Below are 21,901 nucleotides of genomic sequence, written 5' to 3'. Positions count from 1 at the left end.
ATAATTAACCCCTTTAAACTTGCCAAAAGAATATTTCAAAAAACTTCAGGATTTACTGAATACTGAACGCGAAGAAGATTTACAATCCTATCTAAAACTTACTGAAAATACTTCTGCAGCTGATAGGAGGGTTTTGGGCTTAACCTGGTATCCGATTGCGGTCAGGAATAATGAAATTGGTCGTGGCGATTATTTAACAGTTGAACTCGAACGGACAACACATCAGGATTTTTCCCATCAATTTCGTTTTGGTTCTGCTGTGGTATTATTTTCTAATCATGATGCTAAAAATGATCGTATAGAAGGTATTATCACACACCAGAGTGGAAGCCGGATGAAAATCAGTTTACGTGTAGATGAGCTGCCAGACTGGACCAGGGATGGAAAACTTGGTGTTGATTTGCTTTTTGATAACAACAGTTATGATGAGATGCAAAGCGCCCTTAAACAGGCCACACATTTAGCGGATAATGATGCTGAAAATAAACTGATCCGAATTTTAACAAAAGGCGAAAAACCTTCATTCCGCGGAGAAGAAAAGTTTATTATTCCCAATAATTTAAACGATTCGCAGCAGTTAGCCGTTAATAAAATTATTTCTGCAGATCATTTAGCTGTAGTGCATGGTCCGCCGGGAACAGGAAAAACAACCACACTAGTACATGCCATAAAATCACTGGCAAAACACAATGATCAAAAAATCCTTGTTGTGGCACCAAGTAATACCGCAGTAGATTTACTCACCGAGAAATTAGCTGCAGAAGGGTTAAAAGTAATCCGGGTTGGAAATCCGGCAAGGGTTTCGGAAAGGTTGCTTGCAGCTACGCTAGATCATCAAATGGCTGGTCATCCTGAAATGAAAACCATTAAAATGCTAAAAAAGCAAGCCAGTGAATACAAAAACATGGCGCATAAATACAAGCGTAGTTTTGGTAAGGCAGAACGCGAGCAACGCAAAGCCCTGTTTGATGAAGCGCATAAAATTGGAAAAGAGGTAGAAAAAACGGAACAGTATATTATGGATAATCTGTTTACTAAAGCACAGGTTATTACGGCCACTTTGGTAGGTGCAAATCATTACACGGTCCGTAATTTAAAATACAATACCATTGTAATTGATGAAGCCGGACAGGCTTTAGAGCCTGCCTGCTGGATCCCTATTTTAAAAGCCCAAAAAGTAATATTGGCAGGTGATCATTTTCAGCTTTCGCCAACCATAAAATCAAATGAAGCAGCAAGAAATGGTTTAAGTAATACTTTACTTGAAAAGGCAGTAAATCTTCATCCAGAATCTGTTGTGTTACTTAAAGAGCAATACAGGATGCATAAGGATATTATGGGTTATTCATCTAAAGTATTCTATCATAACGAGCTAAAAGCACACCATTCGGTAGCAGACCATTTGTTATTTGCAGGTGATCAGCCGATACAGTTTATCGATACAGCAGGTTGCAGTTACGATGAGAAATTAGATGGAACCAGTACAACAAACCCAGAGGAGGCCTCATTTTTGATCAAACATTTAATGCATCTGGTAAATGATTTAGCCATTCAGCCTTCAGGTAATTTTCCATCTATTGCCATTGTTTCTCCGTATAAACAGCAGGTACAGATTTTAAAAGTATTGATACAGGAGAATGAAATATTAAATCCTTACCTGGATAAGATAACCGTGAATACCATTGATAGTTTTCAAGGGCAAGAGCGGGATGTGGTGTATATCAGTTTAACCAGAAGCAATGCTGAAGGAACTATTGGCTTTTTATCAGACACGAGAAGAATGAATGTAGCCATGACAAGGGCCCGTAAAAAGCTGGTTGTTATCGGTGATAGCGCTACACTTTCGAAATCTATTTTTTATGCAGAATTTATAAAATATGCAGAAGAACTTGATGCTTATCACAGTGCCTGGGAGTTTGCAGACCACTTGTAGCCATAAAACTTACCATGGTGATGGGTAAACTAAATAAAAATAGTTAATTTTACATTAATTGTCCCTCAGTGTATTTATAATATTAGTGTTTTTAAATAAATAGTGATTTTAAAATACATCAATAATTATAGTATCCGCCGAACTATATTAACTATTTATGACTGAAACGATCAAAATTCTTATTGCAGATGATAATGAGATGATGAGGCTGGTAATGAAACGTTTATTTACTAAGTACCTCAACTCGCCAAGTATTGCAGAAACCAAAGATCTACCTGATACTATAAACTATCTGAAGGAAGAAACGATTGATTTTCTGCTCTTAGATATCAACATGCCAAGGGGTGATAGTAATCCTGCTACTGTAAGAGAAATTTTAGCCATACAGCCTGGTATAAAAATCTGTATGTTCAGCGGTAATGACAAGGCGCTTTTAGAACAAGATTATCTGAATGCCGGCGCAATTGGTTTTGTTCAAAAAGATGAGAACATGAGCGATTCACTTCAACAGGTAATCAATAGCGTTCTTAATTAAGCTTTTTCGAGTTTCTTTTCTTCTCCCAGCTTACCAGAGATACTTGCTCCTGCAATTAACAATTCATGGGTTATTGTTTTGGTATATTCGGTTATTTCAGATTTAAAATCTTTTACCGAAGATCCTGAACGGATTTCTTCCAGGCGTTTTTCCCATTGTCCGGTAAGTTCGGCCTGCGCAATTTGTTTATCCTTTACCACTTCATAAACAGCCAAGCCTTTATTGGTAGGCACCAGGTTTCTTTTTTCCCTGGTAATGTATTCTCTTGTAATTAAAGTTTCGATGATGGATGCGCGTGTAGCTGGCGTACCAAGGCCACTATCTTTCATGGCGTAACGGAGTTCTTCATCTTCAATCTCTTTACCGCAGGTTTCGAGTGCTTTTAATAACGATGCTTCGTTATACATCGGTTTGGGCTTAGTCTGTTTTTCTAAAAGAGATTTTTCTGTAATGGGTAATAACTCACCAACCGCTACTTTTGGCAAGGCAGCATTATCTTCGTCTTTTTTATCGTCTTCCGGATCATTAAAAACGGCCCGCCAGCCTGCAGAACGAATTACAGTTCCGTTTGCTACAAAAGTAACGCCTGATTGTATAGTGATTTTGGTAAGTTCTTTTAAACATTCCTGATGGAAAGCCTCAATCATCCGGCCTACAACCATATCATATACAGCTTGTTTATCAGTACTTAAGCCATAAGCCTGTTCGCCCGTCGGTAAAACCGCATGGTGATCGGTTACTTTTTTGGCATTAACGCTCCGTTTATTTAAGGTAATTGTTTGTAAAAACTGTGCCTGTTTTCCAAAATCGGCATGGCCGGTAAACTTTGCAATCAGATCTGGTACGCCGGCAAAAACATCGTCACCAATATAACGTGATCCGGTACGGGGATAAGAAACCAGTTTGCTTTCGTACAGGTTCTGTAAAATATTCAGTGTTTGATCTGCTGTATATCCTTTTTTCTTATTCGCCTCTTGTTGTAAACTACTCAAATCATGCAAGAGGGGTGGTGGTTCTTTTCTGGGTTTAGCTTCTACGGCCGTAATGTTTCCACCGGTCGGGAAACCAGATGATACATCTTCTACCAGTGCAAATAATTTTTCAACCTCTTCTTTATCTTTATAATTGGAGGTAGAAATGGCCTTAAAAGCCTGCTCATCTTTGCTGAGCAAAATGCTGATCTGATAATAGGTTTGCGGCACAAAGTTTTTGATCTCTAAAAAACGGGCGCAAATCATAGCAAGGGTGGGTGTTTGTACTCTTCCCAAAGAAAGCACTGTCCGGTTACCTGCGGAGATACTCAAGGCCTGCGTGGCATTCATTCCCACTAACCAATCCGATTCAGACCGGCAATGCGCCGAATTGAATAAAGTGTCGTAATCTGTACCTGGTTTTAGATTTCTGAAACCATCTTTTATCGCTTCATCTGTTTGAGAAGAAATCCAGAGGCGTTTAAAAGGCTTTTTACACTTTAAATAATAATAAATGTACCTGAAAATCAATTCGCCCTCACGCCCGGCATCCGTTGCTACAATAATTTCGGTAGCCTCATCAAAAAGTTTTTTAATGGTATCGAGTTGTTTTCTTACGGCAGGGTCTTCTACAAAACCATCTTTTGTTTTAATCTTCCTTACCGCAAGTTTGAATTTTTGGGGCAACATGGGTAAATGCTGTTTTCGCCAGCCGATAAAACCATAATCCTGTGGTGGTGCCAATTGTAATAAATGCCCGAATGCCCAGGTAAAAGAATATCCTTTACCTTCAATGTATCCATCTTTTCTGGTGGTTGCTCCGAAAACTTTAGCAAGCTCACGACCAACAGAGGGCTTTTCTGCAATTACAATCTTCATGAATGGGCTTATCTTTTCAACCCCAAAGATGCTTAAAATAATGGCAATAGATTAAAAAAATTACTCACAATAGGCCTTAATGCTCATTTTTGCAAACAATTATGTGCTAAATTTGTCCATGATCCGTACTGATAATTTTTATATCAAATTGATTAACAATTCGGTAATACATCAATCCACTGCTACAATTGATTTTTATTAATGGACAAAATTTATGATCTGCTTGGGAATAAGATAAAAGTGACGCTCCAACCTCAGCTTATCCGGGTATACAGTAATGCCGAGCTTTGGCAATATCTTGATGGCAAGGCGGATAGCAGATTTAAACTCATGGTTGAGGTTATTAAGGCAGATTATAAAACGCATTTTGGTAAGGTACTTGCCATATCAAACGATTCGCTTATTGTCGAAATCCTTGTGCATGTTTATTGCGATTACCTGGGATTATCTTTTAACCGTATGGTTCGGGTAAAATGGATTCAGGCTTTGGTTAATAAGCTGCTTAAACGTGCCGAAGTGGTAGATTGTGGCGAAAAAAGTGTAGATAGTAACCGCTGGGTGTGGGATTTACTGGCTGGAAGTAAATCTTTTTTTATCTACCTGCTGCCTAAAAACCTTAATGCTAAAAATATTAAAAAGCATTAATCTACCTGTGCCGCAAAAATCTGTTCCTGATTTAGAATTACACTTGCTGCCAAAGTTTCATTTAAAAAGGCAGAATTATATTGCTGATCTGAATTATTGATGAAAAGCACTGTGCGGTCTGAAATGGTATTAATTACCTGATCGGCCAATTTTGCAGGAACAGCCGGACAACCCTGACTTCGACCTAATCTGCCCAGTTGATCGATACTTTGCTGACTCACATAACTTGCCCCATGCACTACAATCGATCTTTCACGGGCATTGCTGTTGAAGCCTTGATCCATACCATCCAACTTCAGTGAACGGCCATGTTTACCGAAATAAATTTCACCGGTTAAATAAAAGCCTAAACTGCTCTGGTTGGAGTTAATGTTATTAGAGAAATAAGAAGGTTTATCACCTCCGCTGTTTTGTCCGTGGGCAACCCAGGTATTTAGTAGCAGTTTTTTAGCTGCTAAATCAATAATATAAAGACGCTTTTTACAGCTTTCCTGATCGAAATCGGCAATGGTTAAGATAGATTTTGCATGTAATAAACCCGAATATTTCATGTTGTAAAATCCGGTTAATGCTTTTTCGAAAACCTGTTCACTTAATCCGGCAGAATCTAAATGAACCTGGTGATAAATATTTAAGATGTATTTATTGTATAAACTATCTGCAGCGATGTTTTTGACTGTTTCTTGTTGTGTGTGTGGAAGCTCCGCGGCTTTCCAACTTGTTCCGACAATGCTCATACCCGCTAAAAAAATCGCAGCAATGCCCAGGATGTGTTTCTTCATTCAGTATAAATTTGTTTGATAATGAACTACTTATACGGAGGTTTTAACTAAATGTTGTCCAATTGGGATTTGTATTGCTAGAAATACAGTTGGTTTTACATTGAAATGACTTAAAGGTGTATTATAGCTTTTGAGAATGCTAGCTTTGTTTTGTCGGTATAATATGGCTAACAATGTTTATCTTTTATTGTTATCTCTTAAATCTGTTCAGTATGAAAATTTTATTAACTGGTGCAAATGGTTATATCGGTACAAGATTACTTCCGCTCTTACTGGAAGAAAAACATGAAATCGTTTGTATGGTTAGGGATAAGCGTAGGTTCATTTCCCAATCTGACTTAAGCAATCAGGTTAAGGTTATTACCGGCGATTTACTTGATGCAGAAACTTTAAACGAAATTCCTGAAGATATTGATATCGCTTATTATCTGGTACATTCCATGTCTTCGAGTCAATCGAGTTTTAGTGATATGGAAAAGGCCTCTTCAGAGAATTTTTCGCGGGTGATTAAAACAACAAGTTGTAAACAGATTATTTATTTAACGGGGATTGCAAACGATGAACATTTATCTAAACACCTGGGTTCGAGGTTAGCCGTTGAAGAAGAGCTTAAATCATCGGGAAAGGCCTGCACCATTTTGAGGGCGGCCATTATTATCGGTTCCGGAAGTGCCTCATTTGAAATTATACGTGATTTAACAGAGAAAATTCCGTTTATGATCACGCCAAAATGGGTCGAAACGCGCTGTCAGCCCATCGGGATTCGAGATGTTTTAGCTTATTTGATCGGTGTGCTGCACAACAATAAGGCTTATAACCAAACTTTCGATATTGGTGGTCCTGATATATTAACCTATCGCGAAATGCTTTTGGGCTATGCAAAAGAACGTGGGTTGAAAAGATGGATTTTTACTGTTCCGGTTTTAACGCCAAGGCTATCTTCACTTTGGTTAAATATGATTACACCCGTACCTTACTCTCTTGCAAGAAGTTTGGTAGATAGCATGAAAAATGAAGTGATATGTAAAGATAACCGTATCAAAGAAGTAGTACCACGAGTTTGTTTAAGTTATGCCGAATCATTGCACCTGGCCTTTGAAAAGATCGATCAGAATTCTATTGTTTCGAGCTGGAAAGACGCTCTAAACCGCGGTTACCTCAATTCTAATTTTATGGACCAGATTAAGGTGCCACAAAACGGTACTTTACAATATAAAGTTAAAATGCCATTTGAACGTAAAGCAGAAGAAGTTTTTGATAATATCTGGCGCATTGGTGGGAATAGAGGCTGGTATTTTATGGATTGGCTCTGGCATTTACGTGGATTTTTGGATAAAATGTTTGGAGGGGTAGGCACACGCCGGGGAAGAACCAGTAATACAGATCTTCAGGCTGGTGATGTATTGGATTTTTGGCGGGTTTTGCTAGCGGATAAAAAGGCTAGAAGATTACTTCTCTACGCCGAAATGAAAGTGCCGGGTGAGGCCTGGCTCGAATTAAAATTGGTAGAATTTCATGGAAAGGCATTCCTATCCCAGATTGCCACTTTCAGGCCAAAAGGATTATGGGGCAGGGTGTATTGGTATGCCATGTGGCCTTTTCACATTGTGCTTTTTAAAGGCATGGCGAAAGAGATTACCACTTACAAGCCCAATAACTAAATCTATTTGCCTATTTTTGTGGCATAACGAATAAAGAAATGCCAAACGAAGAAAATGATTACTCTTTTTGGACCAAGTATAAAAGATTTGCCTCTACAGAAATTTTAATGTACCTCATTATGATTATTGGGATCGGTTTGGGGATTATTTTTTTAAGCTAAAGACAAGTTTTAAATAATCAGCCGAATTTACATCGTTAATAAACTTCGAAAATTCAGCATATTGTGCTGCAGGGAATGTTCCGTCATTCATAATAAATTTTCTGTAATAGGTTAATTTATTGCCTTCTAAGCTGGTTTTACAAACATATTGACCAAAGTCGCTTTTAAAGATTTTATTCTGACCTGTAATTAATCCTGTATTCACATTATCGGGCAAGGTATATATAATGGTATCTTCATCTGTATAACCACGATTAATGTAAACAGGTAATGTTCTGTTTTTTATTTCAGGAATGGATTTTTTGATGTTAAAGGCATTCAGCTGTAGAAACATTTTATCACCGTTAATAGGGGCGTAATTTCGAATATTAACGGTAATATCTTCCGTTAGTTTCGGCGAGATGTCTTTTTTCTGGACAAAGACCACCGATTCAAAATCTATGTTGTCGATATTATAAGTTGTTTTAAGCAATTTATGCTGTTCGGTAATCGGTTTTCCGATCAGCTCTTCCTGGTTATCGTATTGCGAACCTTCATAAACCGTATTCATTTTTCCGGTGATGTTTCCATCAGCCAGGATTGCCAGGTTTGCCTTTCGTACCTGCAGGTTTTCGGCAGTTGTTAATTTTGGGGTCTGTAATAATTTCCCTCCTTCAGGCATACAAGCTAGTACCAGACGGTCGTCGGTAAAGGTGCTTAAAAAACCAAAGGGAATTTTCTGACTGGTGCATTCCAGCCACGTGGTGTCGCCTTTTAATGGCATGCACAAAATAATATGGTTACCCTGCACCATACTTGCATATTTTGGATCCATGCTCTTTTTTTCTGAACCTCCTTCTACCACGCAATAATACGATGGGATATCTGCAGCACTCAGCAAACTTTGCATGTAATTTACCAATGCCTTACAGTCGCCATATCCCAGGCGATCTACTTCGCTGGCCGCAATAGGCTGGAAACCACCAATACCAATCTGCACACTAATATATCTGGTTTTATCCTGGAGATATTGATAAATTTTCCGCGCTTTATCCTTATCGGTTTTTTCGTTCTTCACCAAATCTTTTACCATTTGAATGGTTGCAGGCGACAATGTTTTACGTTCTTTTAGTAGATCATCATAAATCCATTTGCCGAGCTCTTGCCAGTTGGTGTAATTGCCTTTATGGTTGTAATAGTAAAAATCGAGCGGAGCAATCTGTATTGTTGTGGCGTAAGTTTCGTGCGCAGGACTATAAGGCTCTGTTCTGACGGCCAAAATGTTATTTACTTTCCAGATGGTTTTTTTCTGTTTTTCATCGTTAATTACTTCCGGGGATCCAGTGTAATTCTGGGTTTTTACCCTGATTTGATCTGTAGGTTTACAAATGAAAGTATAGGTGCTCTTTTCTACTGAAACATCATCTGCAGGTTTTGGTGTCCAGTCGGGGATAATAAGGTTTTGTTTATTCCTGATTTCGTAATTGTAAACGATGGTATAAGGATATTGATTTACCGAAGGAAGATAATGTTTCACTCGACTATCAACAAAAAGCGAGAAGCCATCTGCAGCGCTCACATCTGCAAAATTGTTTTGCGAGAATTTAGTGATGGGCACACCTACGCTATTGTACACTTCGCCCTTAATTCCCTTAATTGAAATGTTTTTATCGTAATAAATCACTAAACGGGCCTCATCTTCACCGTTTTGGTTAAACACTGTAATGGCCTTTTTAACGCTCAGCATTACATTATCCGGCGCACGCATGTCAATCACTGTTTCCTCATTACGGATGCAGGCATTGGCGCGGTTACGCAGGTTGGCAGGAATTAAATCAACATCATAGTTATCCTGGGCAAAACCTGTTATGGAGATAAAAAGCAAAAATAATATCGTGAACAAAAATTTCATCTAATTTGCTTTTTTTAGTAAAAACTCTGTTTTCTGGTTCTGAATAATCTTGCTATAAAATTCTTTTAAGTAAAGGTATTCATCTGGTTGATAGATGGCATTGTTAAACTGCAAAATCTGGCTTATGGTAATGGTATTATCCTGCAGGCCGGTTTGTAGCAGGTATTTTCCGCCAGCATTAGGCAAACCAATAGCCATGTCTTTTGGTTTTTCCAACAGTTCGTACTTTTCGGGCAAGGTAACATTGATAATAATGCGCTCATCTGATGCCGCTCCTAAATCAACAGGATAGGTGCGTTCGTTTAAATTAAACGGATTTTTAGAAATATTATTGATGAAAAATGGACTGAGGTAAAATTGTTTATTGTTTGATCCGTCATTAATGGTAAATTCAATCTCGTATTTTTCTGTTAAAGTGTTTTCTACGCTATCCAGATTGGAAATGCTGTGATCTAAAATTTTAATTCTTGTTAAGCGTTCATCCAGTTTTTCTACATATTCATCAGGGGAGCTGTAGCGCAAAATATCTTTTCTTTTTGCATAAGCAGCGTAACCCATAGTATGTGTTATCATCGTTCCTGTAATTTTTCCATCGGTCGTCATTTTTCCGGTAAGAATGTAACTGGTAACAGATTTCTGGCTGGCTTTTAAATCAATCCAGTAAGAAGGTTTTTTCAGGTTAATAACTCTTCCCTGGTCATTAATGCATCTTAAAGGCAATAAAGCAAAGGGCAGGAGCGGTTCAGTGGCATCCAATAAATAACTTTTATCGCCGATATTTACCTTGGCCACCAGGTAGTTAAAATCGCTCATTACCGGATAAAGTTTATTAACGGTGCCGTTTTCGCGTGTAGATAGGAGCACAGCCTCTGCATCCAGGTTAGCCGCAGAAAGCGCAGCAATTAAACTCAGGTTTACATCTGCAACATTCCCAGATCTGGTGTCGAATGCTTTTTTGATGTTATCTTCTGAATATATTCCATAATAATTATTCCATTTGATCTGTTTTTTGATATAATTATAAATCGATTTGGCTTTTTCAAAGTCATCAGTGCTGCCTTTGGTAATGGTTGGAATCAGGTCTTTGTAAACATCTTTCCTCCTCATCTGATCGCCAAGGGTTTTATAATTGGAGAGCTCATAATCTACATCTTTCCAGGTTTTGGTATAAGATGTTTTTCCACCATTTATATTTTGTACATCAGAAAGTTCGAAATAAATCGCTGATTTAAAATTGCTTGGCGCCGTCATGTTATCTTCCTCTATAAACGCAGGAACATTTTTCATCAGGTAGGTCATCTTCGAACAGTCGATAGCAACACCCGATAGCCGCAAACATTCTTTATTCAGTTCTGATTTCTGATCGGTTAATTTCTGGAAACCACGTAACGAAACATTGTAGTTATATATGCCCGGGATGTAAGCCACGTATTCGCTTGATACCTTCGGAATATCGCCCTGAAACTCCCATGTTTTAAAGTTAAACAGGTTTGGCGATCTTAAAATATAACTGTATTCAATCACCGATCCTTCTTTTAAGTTAGGGAGTGTAAATTTGGTTAAACGGGTATATTTGGATCTGTTTTCGGTAAAAACAGCTTTTTTATCCATTACCGTTTCCACAAAATTATTATCAATATAATTAAAGGTAGAGGCTTTTAACTCGCTGATGGTTTCTTCGCGGTTGCTATCTTTATAAGTCGGGATTACAATATTGGCTTCCTTAAAACCCTCTTTTTTGTAAATTTTGATTTTTACGTGGTGCTCAAAAATTAAAACCAGGCTATGCGTATTATCGTCTATTTGAATCGAAGTGGTTCCGAATTCTTTTAAAACAATGGCATTGGCATTGCTATCCAACGTTTTTCTGTCGAACTGGTAATCATCATGGGTAATGGCCCCATAGTTAAAGTTTTGAGCCTGAACGGTTAATGATATAAATAATAGAAACAGTAAACTTAGCGTCTTATTCATTTGAGCGTATATAAATTGGCGCAATTTAGTGGTAGAAACTAACATTCTGAAATAATTTGACAATTAAATTTATAAATTAATAAAGAGGTTTTACAGAACTAATGAAACCTTTTTAGCACTTTTGAAAAAAAGAATTTGACATTCCGATTCAAATCTAAATGTCGCCAATCTCACATCTTACAAAATGAAATTAAATTTAAAACGCCCTTTAGCATTTTTCGACCTAGAAGCTACAGGAATAAATGTTGGAGCTGATAGAATAGTAGAAATTGCAGTTTTAAAGGCTATGCCAGATGGCGCAGAAATTGTTAAAACATGGCGTGTAAACCCAGAAATGCCTATTCCATTGCAAACTTCGTTAATACATGGTATTTATGATGAAGACATTGCAAACGAGCCAACCTTTAAAACCCTTGCTGCAGAAATTGCCGAATTTATAGGGGAAAGTGACCTGGCCGGATACAATTCGAATAAATTTGATATTCCGATGCTTTTAGAAGAATTTTTAAGGGCTGAAGTGGATTTCGATATGAATAACCGCAAATTTGTGGATGTACAGAATATATTCCACCAGATGGAACAACGTACGCTAAAAGCGGCTTATAAATTTTATTGCCAGGAAGACCTGGTTAATGCGCATGCTGCAGAAGCTGATGTTATTGCTACTTATAAGGTTTTACTGGGCCAGTTAGAAATGTATAAGGAAACCGAGTTTGAAAGCAAACAAGGCATAAAAAGTATTCCTGTGGTGAACGATGTAGATGCACTGCATATTTTTACCAACATCAATAAACCGGTAGATTTTGCCGGCAGATTGGTTTATAATGACGAGAATGAGGTGTGTTTTAACTTTGGTAAACATAAAGGCAAAACTACCCATCAGGTATTCTCTGTTGAACCAAGTTATTATGCATGGATGAAAAATGGTGATTTCCCTCTTTATACCAAGAAGAAACTGGATGAAGAATGGGCAAAGTTTAATGTCAAGAAAAATGAAAACAGGGCTCCAAGACCACAAAACCCTGCTCCGGCAAATAAACCACCGTTTCAAAAGAAACCACAGCCTAAACCAGAAAAACCTACAGAACCTCTAAATAACGATATGTTAGAGCAGTTGAAGATGAAATTTGGCAAGTAGTTAGGTAGGTTAATTGTTTAAACTGGTTAATCGGTTAATTAACTTATTAAAAGTTAAAATATCACCATGCGCTTATCGCTAATCAACAAGCTCGATATAAATGAAATCAATAAAAATATTTAGTCTTTTGTTTTGTACTGCATTTTATGCTGGTGCACAAACCACTTTACCAATAGCTTCTGAATTTCAGAAAACCTATCAAAAGGAAACCAGGAATACAAATGGAAAACCTGGTAAAAACTATTGGCAAAATACTTCGAAATACGATTTGAATGTTGATTTTAACCCAACAAGCAGGTTGTTAAAAGGTAAGGTGCAGGTAACATATACCAATAACAGTCCTGATACGCTGAAAGAAATCTGGTTTAAGCTTTATCCAAATCTATATAAAAAAGGAACGCCTAGAAAAGCAAAATTTTCAGAATCTGATCTTGGCGAAGGAGTGGCGATTGAAAACATGGCAGCCAATGGAAAGTCGATTTCGGATTTTAAAATTGATGGCACCAACATGACGGTTAATGTTCCGGCTGTTTTACCAGGTAAAACCATTAGTTTTTCCATCAATTACAGTTATACTTTAAATAAAGGCTCGCACATGCGTACAGGTCAGGTAGATGAAGGCTCACATTTTGTGGCTTACTTTTTTCCAAGAATAGCAGTGTATGATGATGTTGATGGCTGGAATAAATTCCCATACACCGGTGCGGAAGAGTTTTATAATGATTTCGATCAGTTTAACGCTTCCATTACAGTGCCTGGAGGTTATGGCGTTTGGGCGACAGGCGATTTGAAAAATCCTTCGGAAGTTTTCCAGAAAGAAGTTGTTTCGAGAATGTTGTCGGCTGAAAAAAATGATGCCGTTATTGATGTGATTACCGATAAAGACCTGGCTGATAAAAAAGTAACGCAGCTAAATGCTTTCAATACGTTTAAGTTTGAGGCCAAAAACGTTACCGATTTTGTATTTGCGTTGAGCGATCATTACCTATGGAAATCGAGCAGTTTGGTGGTCGATCCTAAAACAAAGAGAAGAACCCGTGTAGATGCCGTTTTTAATCCAAAACACAAAGATTATTATGAAGTAATCGATTTTGCCCGTAAAACGGTGGATGCGATGAGTTACACTTTTCCAAAATGGCCTTTTCCGTATAACCACGAAACCATATTTGATGGTTTAGACCAAATGGAGTACCCGATGATGGTGAACGACAACCCGGTTGATAATCGCACGGATGCCATTACTTTAACTGACCACGAAATTTTCCATACCATGTTTCCGTTTTACATGGGCATAAACGAAACCAAATATGGCTGGATGGACGAAGGTTGGGCAACAATAGGCGAGTGGCTGATTTCTCCAATAATCGATCCGACCATTGTAGATGAATATGGTGTTCAGCCTACTGCTTCATCTTCAGGAGGGAAAGACGATAGCCCAATTATGACCTTAACGCCAGATTTAAAAGGATCTGGTTCTTTTACCAATTCGTACCCTAAACCTGGTTTGGCTTATCTTTTTGTTAAAGATTATTTAGGAGATGAACTGTTTACCAAAGCTTTGCATACCTATATTAAAAACTGGAATGGTAAACACCCGATGCCTTACGATTTTTTTAACAGCATAAACGAAGGCAGTGGCAAAAACTTAAACTGGTTCTGGAAAGCCTGGTTTTTTGAAGGTGGCGTTACTGATATGGCCATAAAAGCTGTTGATAAAACTTCAGGTGGATATGCGGTTACCATTGAAAATAAAAGCATTAAACCTTTGCCAATTGATTTAACCCTAACTTTTGAAGATGGTTCAGTTCAAAAAAATCATAGTACCATTGGTGTATGGGAAAAAGGCAATCAACAGGTTAAAATTGATGTTAAAACAAACAAAAAATTATCAAAAGTGGTGATGGGAAATCCACATACGCCTGATAAAGTTAAAAGTGATAACAGCTTTTCGGTAAATTAGCATTAAAAAGCTTGAATGTTTAGCTTTAAATGAAAAAATGGCTTAGGTTTTAATCTAAGCCATTTTTTTATAACGAATAAATTTAAAAATCTGAGCTTTGGGGTCTTAATTTCATCATTGCAAACTAAAAAAGGGATTTTGCGTAGGATTGAAGAAATCTTTTTTGATCGTAGATACTTGATTGATTGCTTCGGCTCGCTATACCCAGCCTTCATAATGACGAAATTATTTCAGAAATTCGAGTTAAATAAATAAGTTTTCGCCTGCAGTGATGATATTTTCTTTACTGATGAGATTTAAATTAGGGATATGCCCCAGGCTTTTTACTTTAGCATATTGTTGAATATACCTTTCAGTCTCCGGATTTTCATCACCATTAAAAATAATGCCCTTAACGGGAATTTCGTATTGTTTAAGCAAATTGAGCGATAAAAGCGTGTGGTTAATGCTTCCTAAATAATTTTGGGAAACCAATATGACTTCAGCGGCCAATTTTTTGATCAGGTCAATAATGAGTTCATTTTCGTTTAACGGAACCATTAATCCACCGGCACCTTCTATAATTAAATTGTTATCTGTTATCGGGGTGTTGATCTTGTCGAGGTCAATTTCTATCCCATCAATTCTCGCTGATAAATGGGGAGAAAGGGGGTTTGTTAACCTGTAGCTTTCCGGGTGAATGATTGTTTTTTCATTACTTTTTAAGCTATTAATGGTAATGCTGTCGCTCGTGTCCAAATCTCCTGACTGGATCGGTTTCCAATAATCTGCTTTTAATTTTTCGGTCAGGATAGCGCTGACTAGAGTTTTTCCAATTCCCGTTCCTATTCCTGTTATAAAATATGTTGCCATTTAGTTTAATTCTTTAAGGTTTTTAACCAATGAGATGATTTCATCATCGGTATTGAAAGTATGCAGACAAATCCTCAACCGCTCTTTTCCTACAGCTACTGTCGGACTTAAGATAGCCCTCACATCAAAACCTTTACTTTGCAATATGGTTGCCGCCAGTTTGGTTGCTTCATTTGAAGAGAATAATATACCCTGGATAGCGCTTTTGCTATCTAAGGCAGTGATGCTTTGTTTTTTCAGCTCTTTTCTGAACAGGTCGATTTTTTGATGAATGTGTTGGTGATCTGATTTATCCAAAAACACATAAGCCGACCTGATGGCCACAATATTATGGATAGGGGATGCGGTAGTATAAATAAACGATCGGGCAAAATTAATCAAGTAGTGACGTAAACTTTTGCTACCCAATACAATTGCACCATGCACGCCCATAGCTTTGCCAAAAGTAACAATGCGGGCAAATACTTTTTCTGTAAGGTTTAACTGATGAATTAATCCCTGTCCGTTATTGCCAAAAATACCTGTAGCGTGCGCTTCATCCACGATTAAATTGGCCTGATACTGTTCGCAAAGATTTGATATTTCGATCAGCGGAGCAATATCTCCATCCATGGAATAAACACTCTCTACCACTACAAAAATATTTCCTTTTGCCAGTTTAAGTTTGTCTTCGAGATCGTTTATATTGTTATGATCGAATTTATAACGGGTGGCATGGCTTAAGCGGCAACCATCTATAATACTGGCATGAATCAGTTCGTCGGTAATAATAGTATCGCCACGTTGAGGAACGCTGGATAATAACCCTACGTTGGCATCGTAACCGGAGTTGAAAATTAACCCGTTTTCGGCCAGGTGAAAATCGGCAATCAATTGTTCGGTCTCTTCGGTGTATGCGGTATTACCACTGAGCAACCTCGAACCTCCTGCGCCATTTAAATAATGTAGAATTGTTGTAATATGGTCATCAATTAGTTTTTTCAACTCAGCAGATCTGGCAAAACCTAAATAATCGTTTGAACAAAAATCAAAAGGAAAGTTGTTGACAGATAAATTCCTGATGGAAAGGTTGTTTTTCCGATCCTGAAGTTTGTCCTTAAGAAACTGTTCAATTTTGCTCATCGGTCAAAAATAGAAAAAGCGTCCCGAATAACCGGAACGCTTTTAAAAAATATAATTAATTACTCTTTTTATGCAGCTTATCCTTGTGCAGGAGGATTAGAAACTACAGGTGCCTTATCTTTTTTGCCTCTACCCATTCCTTTTCTCATTTTCTCTCCTTTTTCTTTAGCTTCAGCACGGAAAGCATCCATTTTTGTTTTCTGTTCTGCCGTTAAAATGGCATCCACTTTAGCTTTTTGCTCATCTATTGCAGCTTTGCGTTCTTTCATCTTGCCTTTCATGTCGCCTTGATCAGCAGATCTCCAGGCATCCATTTTCTTCGCGTTTTCTAACTCGATGGCATAGATTTTTGTTTTCTGATCAGCGGTTAAACTTAACTGTTTTTCTAATCTTGAAGTTACCTTGTCTGCACGTTGTTCAGCAGTCATTTTTGGCATTGCCCTTCTGGCATGTTTTGTTGAATCCTGAGCAAATGCAGCGGTTAAACCCATCACTGCAATTGCTATTGTTAAAATTGCCTTTTTCATGTTATGTTTTTTTATGTGTTTGTTATATCAATAGATACATAAAAATGCAAACGGTTTAATCGGCGGTTGTTAAAAAATGTTAATTTTTATTTAATTGTGAGATTGATTTCTGCATTTGCGCCATCATTTGGGTCAGTGTTTCCATAGTTGGATCTGGTGCAGGCTCTGGCAAAGATGTAGATATATAGGCTTTGGCTCTCCAGATTTCAAGGATATCATCTGCAGCAATCGTGTAAGCATCATATACCTTATTATCTGATATCAATTTCAAATCTTTATTTTCCCTGAAGCGGTTGCCAGCCCTTTTATATACTACGCCTTCGTTTTTACTGATCACGATGTAAGTTTCTCCGGTTTTAACTTCATTCCAGTTGTCTAAATATTCGCCAATAATTACACTACCCGGCTGAACAGGTAACATGCTATCGCCCATAATTTCAAATGCCCTAAATGTACCCTGTCTTAAAGCCGCTAAAGGAAGCTGAAATTTTGGAAGATCGCTAATATATTGAGGATCGGAAAAACCATTCAAATAACCTGCACTTGCTTTAACAGGAACCAGTTCGATGTTCTCACGGTCGTTCTGATCTACTGAAATACTAAGTACCCTGAGGTTTGATCCCTGGCTTTTCGGCTTTGGTTTCCAGCTGTCGGATATTTTCTCATTAATGAATTCATCGATGGTCAGATCGAAATATTCTGCTATTTTTTTTAGCAAATCATATTTAGGTTCTGCCCGGTCTTCCTCATAAGCGCCAATCAGCGATCTTTTGATTTCCATAATATCAGCGAAATTCTGCTGTGTATGGCCTTTTTTCTTCCTGAGGTACTTTAAATTATTTGAAATATGCGACATAAAAATAAATTTTAAAATAAATTTGGAATTACTAAAATAGTTAGTAATTTTATGCTCATAAAGTTAGTAATATTATTTTGAATTGCAAGAACATATACTAAATAGTTTAGTTTGAATTTTAAATACAAAATCATGAAAAAGTTTGTTTATATCGTTACCGACAGAAATCGTACAAGTATGCACGTGGGCATGAGCTCTGATTTAATTAAGACACTGGATTTCTACAAACAGATGCCAAACTTGTTTTTTGATAGCGGGCAGCAATTAACCCGTTTGGTGTATTTTGAAGAGTTTAAAACAGAAGCACAGGCATTGGTTCGTTTTAAATCGATCAGCAGGTTTACACGTATGCAGAAGGAGCGTTTGGTGAGGTCTTGCAATCCTGACTGGATTGATTTAACCATTGGGCTTGATTTCGAAAATATTCTTTTGCATAGAAATATCACCAATCAGGTTAAGCTTACCTTTTCGAACTTATCTTAATAAAGTTCAAATAAAAGATTGCTATGAAAAAGATAGGTATGTATAAAATTAATGCTTGAATGACAGGTCCGGTTTTCGGTATCCAATCATTCAAGCATTAAATAGCTTATTTATCGGTTAATTTATCAGGATGTTAATGTTTGTGGTTTTCAATGGTCTAACTTTCCAACATTTCAACCTCTAAATATTTTAATTTTACAACTATATAAAGCAATTTGAAATGATGTGAAATTTAAGTAAGATTAACAGGTTATTGTTTTATTCAGCACCTAAGCTACCTGAGAGCATCTCAGTTTTATGATGCGCCTGAACTTTCCAACTTTAAAACCTTCCAACCATTCTAACTACCATCCAGGCGCAAAGGTTAAACCAAATACCCCGGTTTTAACATCTTTCCGTTGAAACGGAATTGCATAATAAGGTTCTAATACAAAGTAACCAAAAATATTTACCCTTAACGAAATCCCAACACTCATTGCCGGCACACGTTCGGTTGTGGCTTGATAGGTAACCGGTTTTCCTTTCGAATCTAAAACAGGCACACCTTTCTCTAATAATGGCTCTGTAGTGTAAGTAGGCTCACTTTTAAATTTAACTTTAGTATCGTTAGTCCAGGCTAAACCAGCATCAAAGAAAAGGTTCAGATCTGAAAATAAAAACTTTGATGGTATTGCAGCCAATTTTTTAGGTCCGGTAAATGGTAAACGGACTTCGAAATTAAATACAGCAATTTTACTTCCTGCTAATTGATTGATGTCAAAAGATTCGGACGACTGGGCCGAAGTATTTTTGTAAATAGAGTTTGATTCGTAACCCCTGATCAGGTAAGGATAGCCAACATACATCGGATAAAGCCTGTCTGCATCTTTACCAATTCTTAAAGTATTGTAACTTCTTACCGCTATTGTTACTGGTTTCGCTCTCCAATATTTACGCAGATCGGCAGTTATACCCGCAAAATTATAAGTGCCCAGGTATTTTTCTCCACCTATGCGGTATCTATAACCATCAAGTGGTGCCGTTAATCCAAAAATAGAATTGTCGCCAACAAAACCCGCGTTTAATTGATAAAGGGTAAATGAATTTAAGGGTATTCCAACCGCATCGGCCGCTACATCATTTGGAACCCTGCTTTTGTCAGAGCCCAAAAAATAACCGTTCGAATCGTAATAATTACTGTATCGGTCAACACGGTAACTGTAATGCGAAAATGCCCCGCCAAGTTCAAAACGGTGTATTTTACTAAAAGGGTAAGCTCCAAAAACCTGAAATTGATCTTCAAACGTCCTAACAATATCTGTTCTGTCTACCTGTGCTTTAGTAGTTTGATTGTCGCCATTAGGAATATTTTCATAACCGAATGATCTAAAGCCAGATACATAAGGGATGTGAGAAATGGCAGCTCCCCAATTGATCCTGCTTTTTTGGTTGATATAACCTACTAATCCACCTGCATCGTATATTTCTCCATTTACAGAGATATTTGCAATAATCTGATTTGTTCCTAATATATCACTAAACATTCCTACAATACCACCTGAAACACCTGTTCCGAAGCGACTGGTAGAAACGCCAACACCACTATTCGCCAGGTAATCTAATCTGAATTTTGGTCTATAAGGAACTATTCTCATAGAATCGGCAATGATTTTTTCAAACCTGTCGAAATTATTCAGATTAGAATTAATGATGTTTACCCCAATATTTTCCATAGGAGGGAGGATCGCGGCATCAAAGTTTTCTTCGCGGTTACCAATGCGTTTGGCTTTAAAGCTGCTCAGCTTTGCATTATATAGGGTGTAACGTTGGTAACGGTAATAACTGTATACGATATCATCGGTTGTTGAAACTGAAATTGCCGGTGAAAACTCTGTAATTCCACTGATACCCGTAAAGTAATCGGTTAACTGATCAACGGTGTTATCGGCAAAATTGTATTTATATAAATTTCTAAAACCATCTCTGTTAGATAAGAAATAAATATTCTGACTGTTAGCTGAAAATTGCGCATTTAAATTGTTTGCTCCGGGAAAAACATCCAGATTGCTCACGGTTTTAGACGCAATATCGTAAACTGCGAGGTTGATCGGTAATACGGCATTGATTACATTGGCCTGAATTGCTGCCCGATCAGATGAAAACACGAGTTTTTTACCATCAGGAGAATAACTCGGTGCATAATCAGAATACACATCGTCGGTAATCTGGGTTACGGCTTTGGTATCGAGGTTATAAGAGAAAATATCACTTTGACCTTCAACCATGCCTGAAAATGCAATATCTTTTCCATTCGGTGACCATGTTAAGTTACCAAACTGCTGCACCTGGGCCATCGGGGTTTGCGAAACGGTAGTTCCGTTTGCAACATTAATCACCATCATCTGGTTTCTTCCCTGGCTGAAAATACTAAACGCAAATTGTTTACTATCGGGTGACCACGCTCCGGCAGATTCGATAAAGTTAAAATCATCAATGTGGCCATTGGAGATCTGGCTGCTTAATTTTCGGATAATCCGCCCTGTTTTTGCATCTGCAAGGAATAAATCGATACCAAAAAGATCTTTTTCAGACATAAAGGCGAGGTATTTCCCGTCTGGACTAAGGGCAGGGGCCACATTCATGTTTCCTGCATTCTTATTATCAATAATTTTTGTTCCTGTAATTTTAATCTGAGAGCTATCTGCCTTTAACATTGGTTTATAGTGCGCATCGATGGAGTTTTTCCAAAGACCAGACAATGTTTTATCGTCATAACCAAAAGTATACCTTATCGCATTTTCGTAACCATATTTTGCGGTATTTTTAAATAATGGAACAATGGTGGTATCACCATATTGCGAACCAACATAAGTCCAGAATGCCTGACCATAACGGTACGGGAAATATTTGTTGGAGTTGGTTAAATCTTTTAAAGATGGAATATCACGGTTTAACATGGCGTCACGCATCCACATGGAGGTAAAGGCATCTTTTTTACCGATAGAAAGGTATTCAGCCATACCTTCAACCATCCACAATGGGGTTTGACCCACATTTTCGAGGCTAATCGAATCTTTTTCCAGTAAAAGGTGGTATTGAAAAGCATGTACAAGTTCGTGACCTAAAACGTGTCTGGTTTGACTATTCAACTCCATTACAGGCATAATTACCCTGTTTTTGAGGGCTTCGGTAACCCCACCGGTTCCAATGCCAATTTCTCCGTTCAAGACGGTTGTTTGTTGGAAATCGGGGTGATTGTTATATAAAATAATCGGGTTTTTCTTTAAAAAAGTATCCCTGAATACTTCCTGATGCATTTTATACCAGGTTTCGGCATCCTGAGAAAAGCGCTTTAACAGTTTCTCATTTTTAATGTAATAGTAAATTTCAAAATGGGGTGTCTGTAAAACTTTAAAATCAAGTTTTTTATACCTCACTTTATTTTGACCGAAGTATTGGGCTTTAGCGGAAAAAGAAAGAATAAGCAAGAGCAATATGGAACCATACCGTTTTAATAAAGTAGCGCCTATTTTCATATGTGTGGTTTTAGTA

The 21,901-nt window shown here is 37.6% G+C and carries 16 protein-coding genes; 7 read left to right on the top strand and 9 right to left on the bottom strand.

The window, feature by feature from the left end:
• Positions 1–19: 19 nt before the first annotated feature.
• Together R2R28_RS17195 and R2R28_RS17190 are read left to right on the top strand one after the other, a co-directional pair.
• Positions 20–1,933, top strand: coding sequence for an AAA domain-containing protein (locus R2R28_RS17195; protein ID WP_316826919.1), 1,914 nt, complete (start codon positions 20–22; stop codon positions 1,931–1,933).
• Between the two features lie 157 nt (positions 1,934–2,090).
• Positions 2,091–2,468 carry a response regulator transcription factor gene (locus tag R2R28_RS17190; RefSeq protein WP_316826918.1) on the top strand — a complete coding sequence of 126 codons (378 nt, stop codon included), beginning with the start codon at positions 2,091–2,093 and terminating at the stop codon, positions 2,466–2,468.
• Here R2R28_RS17190 and topB read toward each other — a convergent pair.
• Entirely contained in the window at positions 2,465–4,318 is a 1,854-nt protein-coding gene (gene topB, locus R2R28_RS17185; RefSeq protein ID WP_316826917.1) for a DNA topoisomerase III, read from the bottom strand. The two genes, R2R28_RS17190 and topB, sit on opposite strands and share 4 nt — an antisense overlap.
• 201 nt (positions 4,319–4,519) lie before the next feature.
• Between topB and R2R28_RS17180 the strand changes: the two genes are divergently transcribed.
• On the top strand, positions 4,520–4,963 hold the full coding sequence (locus tag R2R28_RS17180; RefSeq protein WP_316826916.1) for a hypothetical protein: 444 nt from the start codon (positions 4,520–4,522) through the stop codon (positions 4,961–4,963).
• Here R2R28_RS17180 and R2R28_RS17175 read toward each other — a convergent pair.
• Positions 4,960–5,745 carry a murein L,D-transpeptidase catalytic domain family protein gene (locus R2R28_RS17175; protein WP_316826915.1) on the bottom strand — a complete coding sequence of 262 codons (786 nt, stop codon included), beginning with the start codon at positions 5,743–5,745 and terminating at the stop codon, positions 4,960–4,962. The genes R2R28_RS17180 and R2R28_RS17175 overlap by 4 nt on opposite strands.
• Before the next feature lie 212 nt (positions 5,746–5,957).
• Between R2R28_RS17175 and R2R28_RS17170 the strand changes: the two genes are divergently transcribed.
• Positions 5,958–7,406, top strand: a complete 1,449-nt coding sequence (locus R2R28_RS17170) for an SDR family oxidoreductase (protein ID WP_316826914.1) — start codon at positions 5,958–5,960, stop codon at positions 7,404–7,406.
• Positions 7,407–7,550: 144 nt separating this feature from the next.
• Here R2R28_RS17170 and R2R28_RS17165 read toward each other — a convergent pair whose 3' ends face one another.
• Together R2R28_RS17165 and R2R28_RS17160 are read right to left on the bottom strand one after the other, a co-directional pair.
• Positions 7,551–9,458, bottom strand: a complete 1,908-nt coding sequence (locus R2R28_RS17165; protein WP_316826913.1) for a DUF3857 domain-containing transglutaminase family protein — start codon at positions 9,456–9,458, stop codon at positions 7,551–7,553.
• The gene (locus R2R28_RS17160) at positions 9,459–11,432 is read right to left on the bottom strand and encodes a DUF3857 domain-containing protein (protein WP_316826912.1); all 1,974 of its coding nucleotides are present in this window, start codon (positions 11,430–11,432) and stop codon (positions 9,459–9,461) included.
• 184 nt (positions 11,433–11,616) lie between these two features.
• Between R2R28_RS17160 and R2R28_RS17155 the strand changes: the two genes are divergently transcribed.
• Both R2R28_RS17155 and R2R28_RS17150 read left to right on the top strand, forming a co-directional pair.
• Positions 11,617–12,570: a 3'-5' exonuclease gene (locus tag R2R28_RS17155; RefSeq protein ID WP_316826911.1), complete on the top strand. Its 954-nt coding sequence runs from the start codon at positions 11,617–11,619 to the stop codon at positions 12,568–12,570.
• A 100-nt stretch (positions 12,571–12,670) separates the two neighbouring features.
• Positions 12,671–14,530, top strand: a complete 1,860-nt coding sequence (locus tag R2R28_RS17150) for a M1 family metallopeptidase (protein WP_316826910.1) — start codon at positions 12,671–12,673, stop codon at positions 14,528–14,530.
• Positions 14,531–14,773: 243 nt separating this feature from the next.
• Here the strand turns inward: R2R28_RS17150 and bioD are convergent, their stop codons facing one another.
• The 4 genes from bioD to R2R28_RS17130 all read right to left on the bottom strand — a co-directional run bounded on the left by bioD (position 14,774) and on the right by R2R28_RS17130 (position 17,887).
• Positions 14,774–15,382, bottom strand: coding sequence for a dethiobiotin synthase (bioD, locus tag R2R28_RS17145; RefSeq protein ID WP_316826909.1), 609 nt, complete (start codon positions 15,380–15,382; stop codon positions 14,774–14,776).
• Positions 15,383–16,504: a pyridoxal phosphate-dependent aminotransferase family protein gene (locus tag R2R28_RS17140; protein ID WP_316826908.1), complete on the bottom strand. Its 1,122-nt coding sequence runs from the start codon at positions 16,502–16,504 to the stop codon at positions 15,383–15,385.
• Positions 16,505–16,581: 77 nt separating this feature from the next.
• On the bottom strand, positions 16,582–17,031 hold the full coding sequence (locus R2R28_RS17135; protein WP_316826907.1) for a hypothetical protein: 450 nt from the start codon (positions 17,029–17,031) through the stop codon (positions 16,582–16,584).
• 79 nt (positions 17,032–17,110) lie between these two features.
• Positions 17,111–17,887, bottom strand: a complete 777-nt coding sequence (locus R2R28_RS17130; protein WP_316826906.1) for a LexA family transcriptional regulator — start codon at positions 17,885–17,887, stop codon at positions 17,111–17,113.
• Positions 17,888–18,019: 132 nt separating this feature from the next.
• On the opposite strand from R2R28_RS17130, the gene R2R28_RS17125 reads away from it, so the two are divergent.
• Positions 18,020–18,370, top strand: coding sequence for a GIY-YIG nuclease family protein (locus tag R2R28_RS17125; protein WP_316826905.1), 351 nt, complete (start codon positions 18,020–18,022; stop codon positions 18,368–18,370).
• A gap of 344 nt (positions 18,371–18,714) precedes the next feature.
• Here R2R28_RS17125 and R2R28_RS17120 read toward each other — a convergent pair whose 3' ends face one another.
• Positions 18,715–21,885 (bottom strand): peptidase MA family metallohydrolase, encoded by a 3,171-nt coding sequence (locus R2R28_RS17120; RefSeq protein WP_316826904.1) that lies wholly within the window; start codon positions 21,883–21,885, stop codon positions 18,715–18,717.
• Positions 21,886–21,901: the final 16 nt, after the last annotated feature.

Source organism: Pedobacter miscanthi (assembly GCF_032678605.1).
Classification (GTDB): Bacteria; Bacteroidota; Bacteroidia; order Sphingobacteriales; family Sphingobacteriaceae; genus Pedobacter; species Pedobacter miscanthi_A.
The sequence above is the reverse complement of the archived record's forward strand: the minus strand, read 5'-3'. Positions and strand labels throughout refer to the sequence as shown.

Excerpts from the sequence above, each read along its gene's own strand:
- R2R28_RS17165 (WP_316826913.1), bottom strand. The coding sequence starts at position 9,458 with ATGAAATTTTTGTTCACGATATTATTTTTGCTTTTTATCTCCATAACA.
- R2R28_RS17170 (WP_316826914.1), top strand. The coding sequence starts at position 5,958 with ATGAAAATTTTATTAACTGGTGCAAATGGTTATATCGGTACAAGATTA.
- R2R28_RS17150 (WP_316826910.1), top strand. The coding sequence starts at position 12,671 with ATGAAATCAATAAAAATATTTAGTCTTTTGTTTTGTACTGCATTTTAT.
- R2R28_RS17160 (WP_316826912.1), bottom strand. The coding sequence starts at position 11,432 with ATGAATAAGACGCTAAGTTTACTGTTTCTATTATTTATATCATTAACC.
- R2R28_RS17190 (WP_316826918.1), top strand. The coding sequence starts at position 2,091 with ATGACTGAAACGATCAAAATTCTTATTGCAGATGATAATGAGATGATG.
- R2R28_RS17140 (WP_316826908.1), bottom strand. The coding sequence starts at position 16,504 with ATGAGCAAAATTGAACAGTTTCTTAAGGACAAACTTCAGGATCGGAAA.
- R2R28_RS17175 (WP_316826915.1), bottom strand. The coding sequence starts at position 5,745 with ATGAAGAAACACATCCTGGGCATTGCTGCGATTTTTTTAGCGGGTATG.
- R2R28_RS17180 (WP_316826916.1), top strand. The coding sequence starts at position 4,520 with ATGGACAAAATTTATGATCTGCTTGGGAATAAGATAAAAGTGACGCTC.
- R2R28_RS17155 (WP_316826911.1), top strand. The coding sequence starts at position 11,617 with ATGAAATTAAATTTAAAACGCCCTTTAGCATTTTTCGACCTAGAAGCT.
- R2R28_RS17120 (WP_316826904.1), bottom strand. The coding sequence starts at position 21,885 with ATGAAAATAGGCGCTACTTTATTAAAACGGTATGGTTCCATATTGCTC.
- bioD (WP_316826909.1), bottom strand. The coding sequence starts at position 15,382 with ATGGCAACATATTTTATAACAGGAATAGGAACGGGAATTGGAAAAACT.
- topB (WP_316826917.1), bottom strand. The coding sequence starts at position 4,318 with ATGAAGATTGTAATTGCAGAAAAGCCCTCTGTTGGTCGTGAGCTTGCT.
- R2R28_RS17135 (WP_316826907.1), bottom strand. The coding sequence starts at position 17,031 with ATGAAAAAGGCAATTTTAACAATAGCAATTGCAGTGATGGGTTTAACC.
- R2R28_RS17125 (WP_316826905.1), top strand. The coding sequence starts at position 18,020 with ATGAAAAAGTTTGTTTATATCGTTACCGACAGAAATCGTACAAGTATG.
- R2R28_RS17130 (WP_316826906.1), bottom strand. The coding sequence starts at position 17,887 with ATGTCGCATATTTCAAATAATTTAAAGTACCTCAGGAAGAAAAAAGGC.